Origin of the sequence: Prevotella sp. S7-1-8 (genome assembly GCF_000758925.1) — a bacterium.
GTDB lineage: Bacteria > Bacteroidota > Bacteroidia > Bacteroidales > Bacteroidaceae > Prevotella.
This window is the reverse complement of record NZ_JRNC01000059.1, coordinates 16,481-33,639: the sequence shown is the minus strand read 5'-3', so window position 1 is coordinate 33,639 and position 17,159 is coordinate 16,481. Positions and strand designations below refer to the sequence as shown.

Sequence of the window (17,159 nt, the reverse complement as noted above, 5' to 3'; positions counted from 1 at the left end):
CGGACAGTAATAACATGAAATCATAAGAGCCACGTAACATAGGCCCACCCAATCAAATACATGACATTATAATTGTGACGCACATTGAGAAACGCTGTCAACATGTCAAACAAGGACAAATATCCTACACGCGACGCCCTACGCAAAAAACATATCACGCGGCAAGCTTATGACCAATAAGCATACCATAGGCTCGACACTTGTCCACGTTCCTCCAGAACATCATACACTCACGCAAACACGAAACTACATGTTGATTTGCTTATTAGCAAAGAAAAAAAATGGCTTCGTAAAATATTGCCTATAAAGATAGGTTTGCGTTACCAATCTGTCCTTTTCCATAAACCATCAAATACGACCATTGCTGGATAATGACCTATCTACAACAAAAAAAAATGGGAAGGGTCAACATTCAATATACATTGACAAAAAAACGCGTTCTGCCTTGTTTCCTTGAAATAAACATGGCAGAACGCATTGAAGTATAGCTGTTGAATAACGTCATTGAAATGAACGCTATCCATGCCAATCTATACACTCACTTCATATCCTTCTACGCCGCCGCGGCGTAAATCCAATTATATACATAACTACAAACGCCAAAGGCTACGATGCCAAGCGCACAGATGGCCAACGCCAAACGAGTATTGACATGACTGCGAAATGTAGGCAATGGGTTGTCGTTATGCTTGATATACATGGCCTTGACTATGAGCAGGTAGTAATACAAGCTTATCACCGTGTTAATTAAAGCTATGAATACCACTACATAGATGGTTGCGCCAAGAGTGTTATCCAGTTGGGCGCCTTGCACGGCAGCCATGAACGCGAAAAACTTGGAGAACATACCGGCAAATGGCGGGATGCCACCCAAAGAGAAAAGAGCCAATGTCATGATGAACGAAAGACGCGGATTGGTTTGGTAAAAACCATTATACGAATCCATGTTGACGACGCCATCATTATGCTCTTCTACCGTGGAAATGATACCGAACACCGCAAGGTTGGCCACCACATAGATGAGCACGTAATAGCTCAACGCCGTGACACCCATAGCCGAGTTGCCCACCACTGCCAGCATGATATAACCAGCCTGGGAAATGGAACTGAATGCCATAAATCGCTTAAGATCTTTCTGGTGAATGGCAAAGAGGTTGGCGATGGTGATGGAAAGTACAACCACAACCATAAGCATGTATTGCCAATAAGCCACCATTGGCGCAAACACTTTCATCAAAATGGAACACAACGCAAAAGCAGCCGCGCCCTTGGACACGACGCTTAGGTATCCCGTTACGACAGTGGGAGCGCCCTGATAACTGTCGGCCGTCCAAAAGTGGAAAGGAACCAACGAAATCTTGAAACCAAGGCCACTAAAGAAGAACACCATGCCAATGATGACAATGGGGGTGGCAGAGAGATGAGCCACCATATCGTCAAAATATAGTGTACCAGCCGCTCCATAGAGGAAGCTGATTCCATAGAGCATCACGCCTGACGAGAATACAGCGGTGAGAATAAACTTGGCGCCTGCCTCGGCAGAGTGATGGCGATATTTGTCGAATGCCACAAGACAAGCCATAGGCACAGATGCCAGCTCAAGGCCAAGAAAGAACAACAAGAAGTGATTGGCGCTCACCATCATGTTCATTCCCAACAAGGTGGAAACCACCAAAGCGTAAAATTCACCCTCCTTGAAATGAGTGTCAGGACGGTTTAGCCACTCACGCGCTTGGATAATCACAATGAGCGTTCCAAAAGCGAGAATGGTTTTGATGACACCTATGCTTGGATTGGTGACATACATGCCACCAAAAGTGGATGTCTCGACCGTGGGCATGATGTTGGTCAAGATATGGGCAAGGAAAAGAACTATAACCAAAGGGTTGAACCATTGGCGTTTTTTCTGCTCACCCGGTTTTACCGCCGTGAACAGATCCGCAAGAAACACAATAATCAAGATAGCCATCAAGGAGACCTCGGGTATCATGTTTAAGAATTGACTATAATCGATTTTCATAATGATCGTTTTATTGGAATGGTTTATCCGTATGCGAATGCCAATATATTACATCCCAGCAATGACGCCCGTCCCTGTGATATGTTGTATCATCGGAGCCACGGCATCGTTAATAATTTGTTGTGCCCAGAGTGGGAACGTACCAAGCCCGGCCACACAGAAAATAAGCGCTCCCACGGCGATACGCTCATCCCAACTGGCGTCGGCGAGCTTGTAATAGTCTTGGTGTGGCACCTTTTGGTATAAAATCTTGCCCACCACGCGCAAAATATAAACCGCAGTGATGACGATAGAGGTACAGGCGATAATGGTACAAGCGCGGTGGAACGTGTCATTCACTTGGAAAGAACCGACAAAAATGTTCATCTCTGCTACGAAACCAGAGAACAAAGGCAGACCCAAGTTAGCCAAACCGGCAACCACATAGGCCACGGCCAAGAATGGCATTATCTTCATCAAACCGCCCAATCGGCGCACGTCGCGCGTGCCACAACGGTGATATATCATACCTATAACGGCAAAGAAAAGTGCTGTCATGAGTCCGTGCGAAAGCATTTGGAGCACGGCGCCATTGATTGCGGTCTGTGTCATCATACAAAGCGCGAAAAGTACCATGCCGCAGTGAGACACGGACGAATAAGCGTTAATATATTTCAAATCAGTCTGAACACAGGCTGAGAGTGCTCCATAAACCACAGAGATAGTGGTAAGAATAAGGAAAATCCAGCACAACTCACGTGCGGCGTCAGGCAAAAGGAACATGGCGATGCGAAAACAACCGTAACCTCCAAGTTTCATCAATACGCCGGCATGAAGCATTGACACCGCCGTGGGCGCCGAGGCGTGACCGTCAGGAGACCATGTGTGGAATGGGAACAGCGCACCCAAAACACCGAAACCAATGAATATGAATGGGAAAAACACCTTTTGTATGAACACTGGAATGGCATGGCTATGGGCTATAGCCATCACGTCCATAGTGTAATGGCCACTGTATTGTCCGTTGAAAAAGTATATTCCGATGATGCCAATGATGAGGAGCGCGGAGCCACCCATGAGCATCAAGGTAAGCTTCATGGCTGAATACTCCTTGGGGCCTGTTCCCCAAACGCCAATAAGGAGATACATCGGGATTAGGGCCACCTCGTAAAACATGAACATCGAGAAGAGATCCTCACTGATAAAGAAACCGAACACCCCCGCGGAGAGCAGCGTAAACCAAAGGAAATACTCTTTCTGCATGGGATGATGCTGCCACGAGGCAAAAGTTCCTGTAATGACAATAATCGCTGAAAGCAGTATCATCACCACAGCAATGCCGTCCACACCAGTTCTATAATAAATATTAAGAGGCTCAAACCATGGAATGGCATCTCCAAAAAGGAATGGGAACCGCTCGGCAGTCATTGTCTCACGAGCGCCCACAAACGCAAAGACAAGATAGATGGCCAATGCCAACAATGCCACAGAGCCAACCACCATGATGCCGCGCACTTGACTGTCATTGCGGGCAATCCACAGGCAGAACAGCATCACGATAGGTATAACGACGAATAATGATAAAAAGGTCATTTTACTTAATTATTCTAATTTGATATTTCAATAAGCGTAAATGCAAAGCAGTATCAGGGTCAACGCCACGCTGCCAGTGAGAAACCACACGGCATACTGGCGCACGTCGCCACTTTGCCAAGGGCGGATGGTTTCGCCAGCCTCCTGCGCAGCCCATGCGGAGAAGTTGAACATGCCATCTATGACATGGCGATCAAACCACGCGATGGGAATGGAGAAGCAGGCAAAAACAATCTTATGGGTGAAGAATTGCCATGCGTCATCAATGTAGAAGCGTTTGAGCGCGGCCTCATGCAAACGAGGCATGCGACGCTTAAGCATGTCAGGCACAGGGTTTTCGCCACTTTTGTACATCCATGTAGCCAAGCCAATGCCTACGATAGCCACAGCTATGCTGACCCATGCCACGTTAGGCCATGTCCAAAACTGCCATGTTTGCAACGCGATGTCCTCGCTATGGCCGTCTCCGGATACAAAGTGTCCGAATGGTATCATACCAGCAAAAATGGAAATGATGGACAAGAAAACCAACGGTCCCCACATAATGAAAGGCACCTCTTGAGGGCGACGACGATTCGCAGGGTCTTGCTCATAATAAGATTTTCCCCAGAATATGACATAATAGAGACGGAACATATAAAATGCCGTCATGGCCGACACCAACGTCATGAACCATCCCATGAATGGGGAGAAATGGAAACAAGACGCCACGATCTCGTCCTTGGAGAAGAAACCGGCAAACGGCGGTATGCCACTGATGGCCAAACATCCTATGAGGAAGCACACGTTTGTGATTGGCATGTACTTGTGAAGCCCACCCATATACTGCTTAAAGTTGGAGCCAATGATGACTATGATGGCTCCCGAGCAGAGGAACAGCAACGCCTTGAACATGGCATGCGTAAAGAGATGGAACATGCTGGCCATATAGCCCACGCCGCCCTCGCCGTCCATTGACGTGCAAACGCCAAGCGCGACAAGCATGTAAGCGATTTGCGAAATGGTGGAGAAAGCCAATCCACGCTTGATGTCCGCTTGCGTACATGCCACCGCGGCGGCGTAGAAAGCCGTGAAAGCGGCTATATAAGACACGTAGTGCAACGCCTCCGGCGCATACTGTATCCAAATCGGAAACAGTGAGGCCACTTGGAAGACGCCTGCCACCACCATCGTCGCAGCATGGATAAGCGCGCTCACTGGCGTCGGGCCCTCCATGGCGTCGGGCAGCCAAATATGAAGTGGGAACATGGCAGACTTGCCCGCGCCACCAATAAACATCAAGAAAAGGGCTATCGGCAACACCCACGCGGCGCCGGGAAGATTGTTTACCACGCTCGCCTCGACATTCAAATCGTAATTGAACGTACCCACGTAGAAACTGTAAAAGAGAATACCTATGAGGAAGAACAAGTCTGCAAAACGAGTCACGATAAACGCTTTTTTGGATGCGTGTACAGCCTCATGCTTTGGATAATAAAATCCGATGAGCAGATAAGAGCACACGCCAACAAGCTCCCAAAACATATACATTTGGAAAATATTGGTAGCTACGACCAATCCAAGCATGGACATCGTGAACAAAGAAAGAAACGCGTAAAAGCGTTGAAAACCCTTCTCGTAACCCTCTTTCACGTAGTTTTCATCACGCTCGGCCATGTAACCAAAGCTGTATATGTGAACCATAGAGCTGACAGTGGTTATCACGACAAGCATCATCACGCTGATAGGCGACAATCTGAAACCTATCTTGAACAGCAGGTCGGTGCCAAGAACGGATTTGCCAAAATCCAACCACGTGAAGTTGAACACCGTCAAGGTGGGGAAAGTGCCATCGGCCAACCGACCGTTGACCACGTCTACATCCTCAAATGGTGTATGGACATGCCCCGTATAAAAGAAATATTTATAGGCGGTATAAACGCTAAGCCCCCATAAGAAGAGCAACACCATAGTACCAATGACACCGGCCACCGGCTTTTTCATCCTCATTCCACACAATCCGAGCAGCAGGAAGCTCAGCAGCGGGAGAAGCAATATTAAGAACGAATAACTGTATTCCATCGCTAAAATCAGAATTTCATGTTTTCAATACTGTTCACCGAGCTACTCCGATAGTTTCGGTAAACATTAATAATGATGGCCAAAGCCACTGCCGTCTCAGCCGCGCTCACTCCTATTGAGAACAGGGTGAAAAACATTCCCTCCATTTGTTCGGGATAGAGAAAACGGTTGATGACAGCAAAGTTCAGGTCAACAGCGTTCAAAATAAGCTCAACGGAGATGAGCATGGCCACCAAATTGCGTCGTGTGACAAATCCGAACACTCCGATAAAGAACAACAGCGCGCCAAGCGCCAATAAACATTCAACAGGTATGGTCATTTCTTTTTATCCTCCTTTCTTGCAATCAAAATACCACCTATAACACATGCCAGCAAAAATACCGATATGAGTTCGAAAGGCAGTACATATTGATACTTTCCGCTTCCGACAAGCGCCTCGCCAATTTGCCGCATGGGCAGCTCGGCATCCGCGACAGAAGTAAACTTCGCGTGAGCCAAGAACTCACTCTTAAGATATACCATGAGCACCGTGCCCAGGCCCACCAACGCGAGCAGCGCACCTTGAAGCACACGTTTTCCGTTAAAGTTCTCGACCAGTCCTTGCAATGAGCGCTTGGAAACCAAGTTGATAACGAAAATATACATGATGGTAATGCCACCGGCATAAACACTTATTTGCGCCGCGCCCAAATAGGTATAGCCCAACAAGAAATAAATGCCGGCTATGCCAAAGAGCACAAACAGCAGGAACGTCGCGGCTCGCATAATTCTTTTTGTGAGCACCGACGCAATCGCTGAGCCAAGTATAACTACAGCGAGGATACAAAAAACTACAATATTTGCCATAATAGATTACTTGGTTTTGGTGTTAAATTTTCCGATAGTCAAGGGCGCGCCACCATCCTTTACGATGTTGGGCAAGCTGCCGCCATCATACACTTCTTTGTCGAGCCTAAGCAATAAGTTTGAGCGATTGAACACAGCCTGCTCAAAATCGTTGGTGAATTCGATAGCGTCAAAATTACACGCGTTGACACAAAGCTCGCAAAACATGCAGTCTCCCAAGTCGTACGCATATTCGTCAAGCGCGCGTTTCTTGCGTCCTGTCTCTGGATTGGTCTCCATGTGCGACGTGATTTTGATTGTGTCATTAGGACAAATCTTCTCGCACATTGTACACGCGGTGCACTTGTAAGCTCCGTTTTCGTCGCGTTTGAAAACCAAACGCCCACGAAAGCGAGGCGAAATGTGCAGCGTCGTCTTGCGGTTCTCAGGATATTGCTCGGTAGATTTCGGCGTGAAATATTCTTTGAGCGTGGTCTTTAGCCCCACTCCCAAAGTTTTCAGACCATCAGCAATACCTTCGAAATATGTTTTATCGTTTTTTGCCATTTCCTTTACTTTGATTATTCTATATACCATCCTAAAGCCACGCAAAGCGTCATCAAGACTAAATTAAGCAGCGAAAGGGGCATGAGATATTTCCATTCCAATTTCAAAATCTGGTCAATACGGAGACGCGGGAACGTCCATCGTATCCACATCAAAAGCCAAACCACAGCAAAAGTCTTACCCATAAACCAAACGATTCCGGGTATATAGTTCATCAGGTTGTCAAAGCCATCGACGCCTATGTTTAACGGCGCCCATCCGCCCAAAAACACAGCGGTGGCGATACCGGATATCACGAAGAGGTTGAGATACTCCGCCAAGTAGTAGAACCCAAAGCCCATACCCGAGTATTCGGTGTGATAGCCAGCGGTAAGCTCGCTCTCCGCCTCGGCCAAGTCGAATGGGCCGCGGTTTGCCTCCGCGTTGCCAGCCACCAAAAAAACCAAGAACGCGATGATGGCAGGCACATGACCTTTGACGATGAGCCACCCCCACGGGCCGGTCTGGGCATCCACGATGCCGCTCACCTGCATTGTGCCGGTGAGAGCCACGGCCGCCACGAGACAAAGGCCAAGTGACATCTCGTAGGATATCATCTGCACGCAGCCACGCATGGCCGACACAACAGAGTACTTGTTGTTACTGCCCCATCCGGCAAGAAACACGCCCACGACACCGATAGAAGAGATGGCGGTGACAAGAAACACGCCCACGTTGAAATCGAGAATGTGCGCGCCCTTGTTCCACGGCAAGAACGAGAACGTGCCAACCGAGGCTATGATCACCAATAATGGCGCGATGTAATACAACATTTTATCTGCTTTGTCAACAGAGAAAATCTCTTTGATGAGCATCTTCACCACGTCGGCAAAGACCTGAAAGATGCCCCACGGACCAACGCGAACAGGTCCAAGCCTGCACTGGAAGTAAGCACAAACCTTACGTTCCATAAAAATCAGGGCGATAGCAATCAGCGCGTATGCCGTGAGAATAGCCACTCCCACGATAACGCACTCTATCAATATCGTCCAGAAGTCTCCCAATCCAAGTGTCTGGCGCAGGAGCTCGTCGAACCATTTTGTTACAATACTAAAATCAAACATATCTTATATTCTTTTTAATCTATTCGTTTTTTGGTTTTAGTATTACCTATCCAAGTCAGGAACCACAAAATCTATAGCGGCCCCCGTCGCCACAAGGTCGGCAATTTTCTGACCCCTCAACATTTTGTCAAAAGCCCCCACGAGTGTCAATCCCATGGGTCGCAATTTCACGCGGTAAGGATTTTTGTCGCCACGGCTGTCGAGATAAACGCCAAATTCACCTGCGCCGCCCTCCACGGAGAAGTACCATTGACCCTCGGGAACCTTGATAATAGGTTTCTGCTTGATGTAAAAGTCGCCCTCGGGGATGTTGTCCACGAGCTGTTCGATAATGTCAAGGCTCTGATAGATCTCTTTGATGTGAACGAGATAGCGTTCCATGGAATCGCCCTCGGCGCCTACAATCTCATCAAAATTCACCTTATTATATACAGCGTATGGATGAGACTTACGCACGTCGTTGTGCCATCCTGCGGCGCGACCCGCCGGGCCGGTGACCCCATAGTTGATACAGTCGGACAGATTCATAGGTCCTACGCCCTCCAGACGCTGATGAGTGATAACGTTGTCACCAAAGACGTCCATGTACTCTTGAACCATTGGCCGCATATAGGCGCAGAAAGCCTTGGCGTTGGCCACGAAGTTGGGGTCAATATCAGCCTGCAATCCACCTATGCGATAATAGTTTTGGATGAGCCGGCCACCTGTGGTCTCCTCCATCACGTTGAGCAAATGCTCACGGTCACGCATGCAATACAGGAACGCCGTGAGAGCGCTCAGGTCTTGCGCGCACGTTCCGAGGAACAACAAGTGATTGTCTATGCGCTGCAACTCGTCCATGATGGTGCGTATGTAGACTATGCGGTCGCTCAGCTCCACGCCCAAAGCCTCCTCGACGACACCCACCAAGGCATGCCTGTTGTGCATGGCGCACAGATAGTTCAAGCGGTCTGTCAAGGCCAATGTTTGCGGATAGAGCATGTTTTCCATCATCTTCTCTATGCCTCGATGGATGTATCCCAAATGAGGGTAAACCCTCTTGATGGTCTCGCCATCCACCACCGTCTGCAATCGCAGCACGCCATGCGTGGATGGGTGGTTGGGACCAAAGTTGATGACAAAATCCTCGTCACTAAAGAGCCTATGTTTCTTCTCCACCAATTGTCCGTTAGCGTCGATGCTCCACTCTGAAGTCCATTCGCTGTCAGGCTCGTCAGTGGTGGGGAAACGATTGGCCTCAGGGCTCATGTCAAAATCCTTGCGCAGCGGGAAGCCCTCGAAATCTGCCCTCATGAAGAGCCTGCGCATATCTGGATGGCCAAGAAACTTGATGCCCAAAAAATCGAAAACCTCGCGCTCAAGCAAATCAGCGGCGGCCCACAGATGTATGACGGTGGGTATCACATAGTCAGCTTCCACCTGCTTGGCAATCTGTTTAACCGACACCCGCTCGTGATTTTGTGTGTTCTCAAGAATGTAGATACATCCCAATCCCTCCTCTGGACCGAAATCTTCGCCTACGATAGTAACGAGGTAGTCGAAATGTTTCTCATCCTTCAACTTTGTCATCTCATCGACAAAGCTGTCAAATCCGAATTCTTTATTTTCTAATTTCATGTTATTCCGATACCTTGTTTGTTTCCGATGACATTTCCGCAGGTCTCACTACCTTGGACTCTGCCTTGCGCTCCACCATGCTCTCCATTGGATTCGACACCTTTGTCGCGTCGGCGGCGGCGCGCGTCGACGGCGCGCCAGCTCCCTTTCGATCCGACCTGTCCGCGGTGGCTCGAGCGGCATGCGCGTTATCAAGATTTTTTATTTCTTTATCCAGTTTGTCCATCTCCTCTTGCGATGGCGCGGCGGCCACTATAATAGGTGCTTTGTTGCCAATTTTCTCATTGGAAAAATTTTCGTTGCTCAGACCATGCAAGCCGCCTCGCGACATGCTTTCCTCGCGCTCGGCATCGTTCATCTTGTGATTGGCGCCACCAAAAAATTTCTCCACCTTAATCTTACGTTGCAGTTGCATCATGCCATAAATGATAGACTCCGGGCGAGGGGGACATCCGGGTATATAGACATCCACCGGAACAATCTCATTTATGCCACGCACCACACAATAACTCTTCTTGAATGGGCCTCCGCTGATGGTGCAACCGCCAACGGCGACAACGTATTTGGGTTCCGCCATCTCATCGTACAGACGCTTGAACACGGGCGCCATCTTGTTGGTAATGGTCCCGGCACACATGATGAGGTCGGCCTGCCGGGGAGAATTTCGAGTTACCTCCCATCCAAAACGCGCCATATCGTAGCGGGCGCACCCTATGGCCATGAACTCTATGCCGCAACACGACGTACCGAAGGTAAGTGACCAAGGGGAGTTGCTACGACCCCAGTTAATGGCCGCGTCGAGCGAGCCAAGCAACACGTTGGCGCCGCACTCGTTTAGCTCGGCGGCTATTTGCTCAAGCGTCTCGTTGTCCTTGAAATCGTCATAAGGAACACTCTTGATAGCCGATCTTTTTCTTACTTCCATTCCAACGCTCCTTTCCGCCAAGCGTATGCCAGGCCAAAGACCAACACTAACAGGAAGAACCCGATACTAACAAGAGCCATCGGACCAAACTGACGAACTACAACCGCCCATGGATACAAGAGAACGGTCTCGATGTCGAACACCAAGAAGAGGATGGCAAAGAGATAATAGCCCACGTGCATAGGCAACCACGAGCTGCCCCGGGTGGGAATACCACATTCGAATGCTTCACCTTTTACCGGATTATACGAGCGAGGACCTATGAGTTTGGCAATGACAAAAGCCGCCAATACCAAAGTCACAGCCGTCAAAAGAACGGTAATGAACAATGTGAAATTCATAAAATTATAATATTTTTAATATATTTCGCTTAAGCAAGCGCAAAGGTAGCAAATCTTTCCTGAACATAATCATGTTTTTACAAAAATATTCAGGACGGCGGCCGCTTAACAGAACGCGAACGCGCGCATGCGCCCGCGCCATCCAACAGCATCCCCACCCCACTCAACTGTCACATTTTTCAAGCGTTCATCCAAGTGGCAACAATTTGCATCAATCAACGCGTGGCCCATTGGCAAAATGCCTGACAAATCCTTGTACGAAACGCCATAATGCAATCGGCACAACCTGACAACTTGGCTCAATCGATGTATTCTCTTGGAATTAGCTTTTTATATCCTTGCGGAAAGATTTAGCCCAAACGGCTACCATCACTGTATCGCCAAACCTCCACAGGGCCGCGATATGTTTACATTATATATATCTTGGCGAGAAAATATGATAAAAATATCTGACAAAAAGCTTAAAACGCGGCGATTATTTAAAAACTTAAAAGATTTTGTAGCGTATACGCCAAAAAGGGCGGCATTTACGCAACACCATGGACTGCAACACATTAAGCGGAAATAAACAAAAATCATCCCTGAGCGGAGGGAGCACCGTGGCGCAATCAGGCACTGAAGGCGACACGATTAAGGCTTCATCGCGACACGAATAAACATCATTGACATGCCAAATAGCGCTTGAACGCAACGCCATTAGGCAGCAATGGCATCGGCTGCATGTTTTGTCGGACATGACATGAACGAAATTATAGCCGTCTTTTACATTTCCGCAAGCTATTTAGCGAGTTTCGCGGGGAGTGTTTTTTGTGATTTTATATTGACAGTATCGGGCTTGTATCCATGGGTGGCGGTGGCACTCGGCGTTCATGGGCGCGCTCTTTCGACATGCCAACCAAGCCATTGGGCAAGCGCGGGCATGGGTTGTCAGAGCCAGTCGAGCCCTTGCGCACGTAACGCCGACTTGGCCACGCGCTCGTAGACCACGCCCATGCCAGCAAAACGCGACACGGCGTTCATGGCCGCGTGGCACACTCCCACATGGCCGGAGAGCATGGCGGCAGTGGCTTGGTCCAGAAATTCGTGCATGCCACGCTCATTGGGTTCCTGCCCTCTCATAAAAAGGCGGCTCAGAATGTTGTAGGCGCAGATTTGATACACATCCTCCTCGCGCGCCATCCAACGGTAAGCGATGGTGGGAGCGTAGCTCACGTGTTGATAGAGATTGAACGCTTGCATCTCCGCCATCTCCTGAGACCGGGTTTGCTCCATCCATATCTCGGCCACCTCCATGGGCATCTTGCCGGGTGGCATGAGCAAGGTGGCGAGAATTTTGCACTCGCGCACGTCATCTTTCCACAACTCGATGGCCAAGTTATAGTCTTGGCCTATCTCTCGAGCCATCTCTTTTAGCGAAACGAAAGGCACGCCCCAATTCAGGTGATAGTCCAATCCCTTCTCGCGCATGGAACGCGAGGCCTCGCCGTTCATCATCAAGCGGAAACGCCGCTTGATGGCTTTTGTCTTGTCTTGGGTTGTCTCTGTCATTATGATTGCTATTTGCGATGGCGCGCGCCTGGGCGGCACGGTAGCGCCCTTGGCGCGTGGCCACGCCGTTCTTACGCGCCAAAACCAAACTCCCGCCCATAGCGCAGCATCTGATGCGCGTAGCTTTCGGTGTAGTCGGGCACAATATCCCTGATGGCCCCGCAAGCGTCCACCACGGGTTTGAGCCAAGGGTTGACAAAACCTTTATACGGGGCAATGTCGAGCTTGCGGTATCGAGCCAGCACCTCGGCGTGCAGCTCGGGGTCAACGGCAACCGCATAGCGTTCCACAAGGCTGCGCGCGGCCTCGAGGTCTCCCTCGCTCTTGACACGCTGTATCTCGGCAAGAAGCCGCCCAAAGAGTGCCCTCAAGGCCTCGTAGTCGTTGACACGCACGTAGGTTTTGCCATCGCGCTTGACAAGTTCCACGGTTCCCTCGCCATTGTCCAGGCACCAATAGGCTATGAGCGAGCGGTTGCGCATGTGCGCCTCCTCTATCTGGTGGCCTGGCTTTATGCGCACGAGTTGGGTCATCAGGCCGTTCATCATATAATGGTAGTACTGGCTTTTGTAGGCCTCGCCGTTAGGCACGAGCCCCAGCTCCACCATCTTAGGGTCAGCGATATAGTACAAGCCAAAGAGGTCGGCGCGCGCTTCCTCGTTGGTGGAGGCGTACGATTTGAGCGCGTCGGGACTGACGCCGGGCAACAACTGGCCGCTGCCATGCCCCAGGCACTCGTGCAAATCGGTGTGGAGATTATCGCAAAGGTCACCGTATTGCCCAATGAGCCACCGCGTCGCGTCGTCGATGACAAACTCCTCGTCAAACCCACTTCCGCGCGCCGCCTTGTTATAAGCGTCTGTCAGGTTGCCAATGGTGACACTTTTGGAGCCGTGCAGGGCGCGTATCCAATCGGCGTTGGGCAGGTTTATGCCGATGGCCGACGACGGGTACATGTCGCCCCCGAGCATGGCAGCGCATATCACGTTGGCCGTCACTCCAGTCACCCGGGGTTTGCGAAAGCGCGAATCCACGGGAGAGTGGTCCTCAAACCACTGCGCGTTGTCGGCAATTGTCTTGGCGCGTCGGGTGCCCATGGGGTCCTTGTACTCAACCAAGCCCTCCCACGTGCCTTTCAATCCCAACGGATCGCCATATACCTCTATGAACCCGTTGATAAAGTCGACGTTTCCTTCCTGCTCCTTCAGCCATTCGATGGAAAACTCGTCGAAAGTCTTGAGGTTGCCCGTCTTATAATAATCCACGAGCAAATTTATCACCTTTACTTGCTGTTCGTTCTCACTCACGTCCTTGGCCATGTTCAGCCAGTGGATTATCTCGCTAATGTACCGACCGTAAAGGCCATCGACCCGATAGGCGCGCTCCACCAGAAGACCATCCTCTTTCACCAACTTGGAGTTTAGTCCCCACGATGGTTGGCAGTCGCCCAGGGCAGCGTCTCTCTTTTGGGCGTAGTATCGCTCGGCCTCTTCTTGGGTCACTCCGTCGTAAAAATTGCAAGCGGAGGTCCGCACGAGATCGTCGCCATCAGCTTGATTGACGCGCTTCGGCATCACCGAGGGGTCGAACATCACAGGGCACAGCTCATCGAGCAGCGCCTTGCGCTCAGCCTGGGTCTCCCTCAAAGCGCGCTCGTCAAGCCCCAGCACCACCTGCCGAAACCATCGCTCATCAAACGCTGGGACGAACTTCTCGCACCCATAGTGATGGTGTATGCCGTTGGAAAACCACAGACGCTTGAGGTATATGGTCATGGCCTTGAATTGGTCTGTGTGCCTATCACCCTCATAGTGCTCGTACGCAGCCTCCAACAAGCGGCGTATGCTCAAGTTGTGGCGCCCGTTCTGGTCCATCGTGATGTCACGACCGGCAAGCGCGGCCTTGGCCAAATAGTAGACATACAGTTTCTGACGCAACGTGAGATTCTCGAACCCATCCAGCCGGTAACGCAACAATTGGAGATCGGCGAAACGCTCGTCCGTATATTTGAATTCGTTTGGTTTGGTCATATCGTGCTTTATTATAATAGGTATACTCAATGCAAAGTTAGCAATTTATCCCCACAGCGAACAACGAATAGGGCTTTTTGATGATAAAAAACGTTGCTTTGAGAGTCAAATCAACCAAAAATGTTACCTTTGTAAACAAATACACGTTTCGCCACAAGTGTTTAACGGCTGATAAACCGGGCAAGGACATTGCTCATATTATAAGATGATGTTATGATGACAACGCTTAGAAAAATTTTAGTCTCCGTTATCGCGACTTTGTGCCTGGCCTCCGTTTCGGCCAAGCATACCACCGTGGTGGTGTCGCTGGACGGCTTCAGGTGGGATTATACACAATGGTATCACACGCCATTCTTGGACTTCATGGCCGAACGCGGGGTGGAGTCGGCTCTCATACCATCGTTTCCCTCGAAAACGTTTCCCAACCATTACACGATCGCCACAGGGCTGTACCCTGACCATCACGGCATCGTGGCCAACGAGTTTTACAACCCGCGAACGGGCGACAGCTTTGCGCTGAGCGTGCCATGGCAAAAAACGAACGCAACCTTTTACCATGGGGAACCCATTTGGAACACCGCGCACAGGCAGGGGAAACGCGTAGCCGTGTTCTATTGGCCAGGCTCAGACGTGCGGATAAACGGACGTTACCCGGACAAATACTTGAACTATGACCACAAGCCAAGACTCTCCATGAGCGCCCGACTGAACGGAGCGCTGCAAGAATTGCGGCGCGACGAGACCACGCGCCCCGACTTGGTGATGGCTTATTTGGAACAGCCCGACGCAAATGGGCATAATTTTGGTCCACAAAGCAAGAAGACACAAGCGGCCGTGACAACCGTGGACTCATTGTTGCGACAACTTTACGAGGGTATAAGACTGTTGCCCCACGCCGACGACATCAACCTCATCGTGCTTTCAGACCACGGCATGACTTGGGTTCCCGAAAACCACGCAGTGAACGTCAAACGCGTGCTGAAACCAGAATGGGTCTACAAAATAAGTGGCAGCATTCCATGCAACATTTACGCTATAAACGGGTTCGCCGACTCGGTGTACCACGCCTTGAGCCACATGGACCACGTCAAGGTGTGGCGAAAACGTAACATTCCTGGCTATTTGCACTATGGGACAAATGACTGTGTGGGCGACGTGATAGTGTGCCCAGACCCCGGGTATGCGGTCCAAGACGGCGACATCAAGGATGGGGGCACCCACGGCTACGACCCGACGCTCATGGACATGCACGCCATCTTCAGGGCCATGGGGCCCGACTTTAAGCACATTGCCCTGCCTCACTTCGAGAACGTGAACGTCTACGACCTGCTTTGCGCCTTACTCGGCATCGAACCCGCGCCAAACGATGGCAACTTGGACAACGTAAAGGCCATGTTGAGACGCCCCTGAACAAATTGTCTCACCGCCACGGCAATCGCGGTGGACGGTGGGTTTAACATCCTCGCCACGCAGGGATTAACGCAGTCGAGACACGCATGTGGATGTCATGGGTGTTTGGGGATAAAAATATCTGGCAGCTCACTGAACGCCTTTCGTCCCTTGGCATAATACTGCCAAAGGATGGACCAAGGCGCAAGCTCAGGCTCCGATTGTTCCATGCGCGCACGCCCACTCCACGCACGGTCGGCGTCGAAATTGCGCCGCCACCTCTTGAACGCTTTGCGCGCTTTGTAAATAGCCACGAAATCGGCCACGTTGCCATTGCAAACAAGGGATTGGAAAGCGGCCAAATAATCAAGGAACCAGCGCGCGCGCATAACGCTTGCCAACCTCTCTGCGGGCAAATTCTTGTAAAGCATGGTGAGATTGTTCCTGAAATTTAGATAAGTCTTCTTGGCGTTGCCCTTGGGAAGCGTTCCGCCACCCACATGATACACCACGCTTGACGGCACGCACGCGACGCGACGCCCCAACAATCGCAAGCGCCAGCACAGGTCAATCTCCTCGTTATGCGCGAAAAAACGCCCGTCAAATCCACCCACGCGCCAATAGTCGTCGGCCCTAATCATCAGGCAAGCCCCCGTGGCCCAGTGCACGTATACAGGCTCGTCATACTGACCTTGATCTTCCTCTACCGTGTCAAACACACGGCCTCGACAAAAGGGATAGCCATATTTGTCTATCCATCCGCCCGCTGCCCCGGCATACTCAAACCGGCCTTTGGCGTAAACCGAGCGCAATTTAGGTTGGCACGCAGCTACCTCGGCGTGCCCATCCATATAGCTACGCAGCGGGTCGAGCCATCCCTCGGTCACCTCCACGTCCGAGTTTAGCAGCACAAAGCAGTCGGCCTTAATACGCTCCAAGCCCTTGTTATATCCCTCCGCGAAACCATAATTACAATTCAGCCGGATGGTTCTCACCTGTGGGAACTCGCTGGCAAGCATTTCCATGGAGCCGTCTGACGAGGCGTTGTCCACCACCCACACCGACGTGTCGCCCGTGGAACGTTCCACCACCGTGGGCAGGTAGCGCCTCATCATATCCGATCCGTTCCAATTTAAGATAACAATGGCAATATGCATGGT

General features: G+C 50.5%; 14 protein-coding genes. 1 reads left to right on the top strand and 13 read right to left on the bottom strand.

Translation table 11 applies throughout. The features are described 5' to 3' along the window. Positions 1 to 553: 553 nt before the first annotated feature. The 12 genes from HMPREF1640_RS09640 to HMPREF1640_RS09585 all read right to left on the bottom strand — a co-directional run bounded on the left by HMPREF1640_RS09640 (position 554) and on the right by HMPREF1640_RS09585 (position 14,610). Positions 554 to 2,020 (bottom strand): NADH-quinone oxidoreductase subunit N, encoded by a 1,467-nt coding sequence (locus HMPREF1640_RS09640; protein WP_036894213.1) that lies wholly within the window; start codon positions 2,018 to 2,020, stop codon positions 554 to 556. Between the two features lie 48 nt (positions 2,021 to 2,068). After that, positions 2,069 to 3,592, bottom strand: a complete 1,524-nt coding sequence (locus HMPREF1640_RS09635; RefSeq protein ID WP_036894212.1) for a NuoM family protein — start codon at positions 3,590 to 3,592, stop codon at positions 2,069 to 2,071. 27 nt (positions 3,593 to 3,619) lie between these two features. After that, on the bottom strand, positions 3,620 to 5,653 hold the full coding sequence (gene nuoL / locus HMPREF1640_RS09630) for an NADH-quinone oxidoreductase subunit L (protein WP_036894211.1): 2,034 nt from the start codon (positions 5,651 to 5,653) through the stop codon (positions 3,620 to 3,622). Positions 5,654 to 5,661: 8 nt separating this feature from the next. Next, positions 5,662 to 5,973, bottom strand: coding sequence for an NADH-quinone oxidoreductase subunit NuoK (gene nuoK / locus HMPREF1640_RS09625; protein ID WP_036894209.1), 312 nt, complete (start codon positions 5,971 to 5,973; stop codon positions 5,662 to 5,664). Next, on the bottom strand, positions 5,970 to 6,500 hold the full coding sequence (locus HMPREF1640_RS09620; RefSeq protein ID WP_036894208.1) for an NADH-quinone oxidoreductase subunit J: 531 nt from the start codon (positions 6,498 to 6,500) through the stop codon (positions 5,970 to 5,972). The genes nuoK and HMPREF1640_RS09620 overlap by 4 nt, the downstream gene beginning before the upstream one ends. Positions 6,501 to 6,506: 6 nt before the next feature. Beyond that, positions 6,507 to 7,046, bottom strand: coding sequence for an NADH-quinone oxidoreductase subunit I (locus tag HMPREF1640_RS09615; protein ID WP_036894221.1), 540 nt, complete (start codon positions 7,044 to 7,046; stop codon positions 6,507 to 6,509). A gap of 14 nt (positions 7,047 to 7,060) precedes the next feature. Then, entirely contained in the window at positions 7,061 to 8,149 is a 1,089-nt protein-coding gene (gene nuoH, locus HMPREF1640_RS09610; RefSeq protein WP_036894207.1) for an NADH-quinone oxidoreductase subunit NuoH, read from the bottom strand. A gap of 42 nt (positions 8,150 to 8,191) precedes the next feature. Beyond that, a complete protein-coding gene (locus HMPREF1640_RS09605; RefSeq protein ID WP_036894206.1) occupies positions 8,192 to 9,766 on the bottom strand; it encodes an NADH-quinone oxidoreductase subunit C in 1,575 nt (524 codons plus the stop codon). A 1-nt stretch (position 9,767) separates the two neighbouring features. Continuing rightward, positions 9,768 to 10,691 (bottom strand): NADH-quinone oxidoreductase subunit B, encoded by a 924-nt coding sequence (locus HMPREF1640_RS09600; RefSeq protein WP_081935336.1) that lies wholly within the window; start codon positions 10,689 to 10,691, stop codon positions 9,768 to 9,770. Continuing rightward, a complete protein-coding gene (locus tag HMPREF1640_RS09595) occupies positions 10,682 to 11,032 on the bottom strand; it encodes an NADH-quinone oxidoreductase subunit A (protein WP_036894205.1) in 351 nt (116 codons plus the stop codon). The genes HMPREF1640_RS09600 and HMPREF1640_RS09595 overlap by 10 nt, the downstream gene beginning before the upstream one ends. Before the next feature lie 927 nt (positions 11,033 to 11,959). Then, positions 11,960 to 12,580, bottom strand: coding sequence for a DNA alkylation repair protein (locus HMPREF1640_RS09590; protein ID WP_036894204.1), 621 nt, complete (start codon positions 12,578 to 12,580; stop codon positions 11,960 to 11,962). 71 nt (positions 12,581 to 12,651) lie between these two features. Then, a complete protein-coding gene (locus HMPREF1640_RS09585) occupies positions 12,652 to 14,610 on the bottom strand; it encodes a dihydrofolate reductase (protein ID WP_036894203.1) in 1,959 nt (652 codons plus the stop codon). Positions 14,611 to 14,823: 213 nt separating this feature from the next. Between HMPREF1640_RS09585 and HMPREF1640_RS09580 the strand changes: the two genes are divergently transcribed. Beyond that, positions 14,824 to 16,020, top strand: coding sequence for an ectonucleotide pyrophosphatase/phosphodiesterase (locus HMPREF1640_RS09580; protein WP_036894202.1), 1,197 nt, complete (start codon positions 14,824 to 14,826; stop codon positions 16,018 to 16,020). A 95-nt stretch (positions 16,021 to 16,115) separates the two neighbouring features. Here the strand turns inward: HMPREF1640_RS09580 and HMPREF1640_RS09575 are convergent, their stop codons facing one another. After that, complete coding sequence (locus HMPREF1640_RS09575) at positions 16,116 to 17,156, bottom strand: glycosyltransferase family 2 protein (RefSeq protein WP_036894201.1); 1,041 nt, start codon at positions 17,154 to 17,156, stop codon at positions 16,116 to 16,118. Between the last annotated feature and the right edge of the window lie 3 nt (positions 17,157 to 17,159).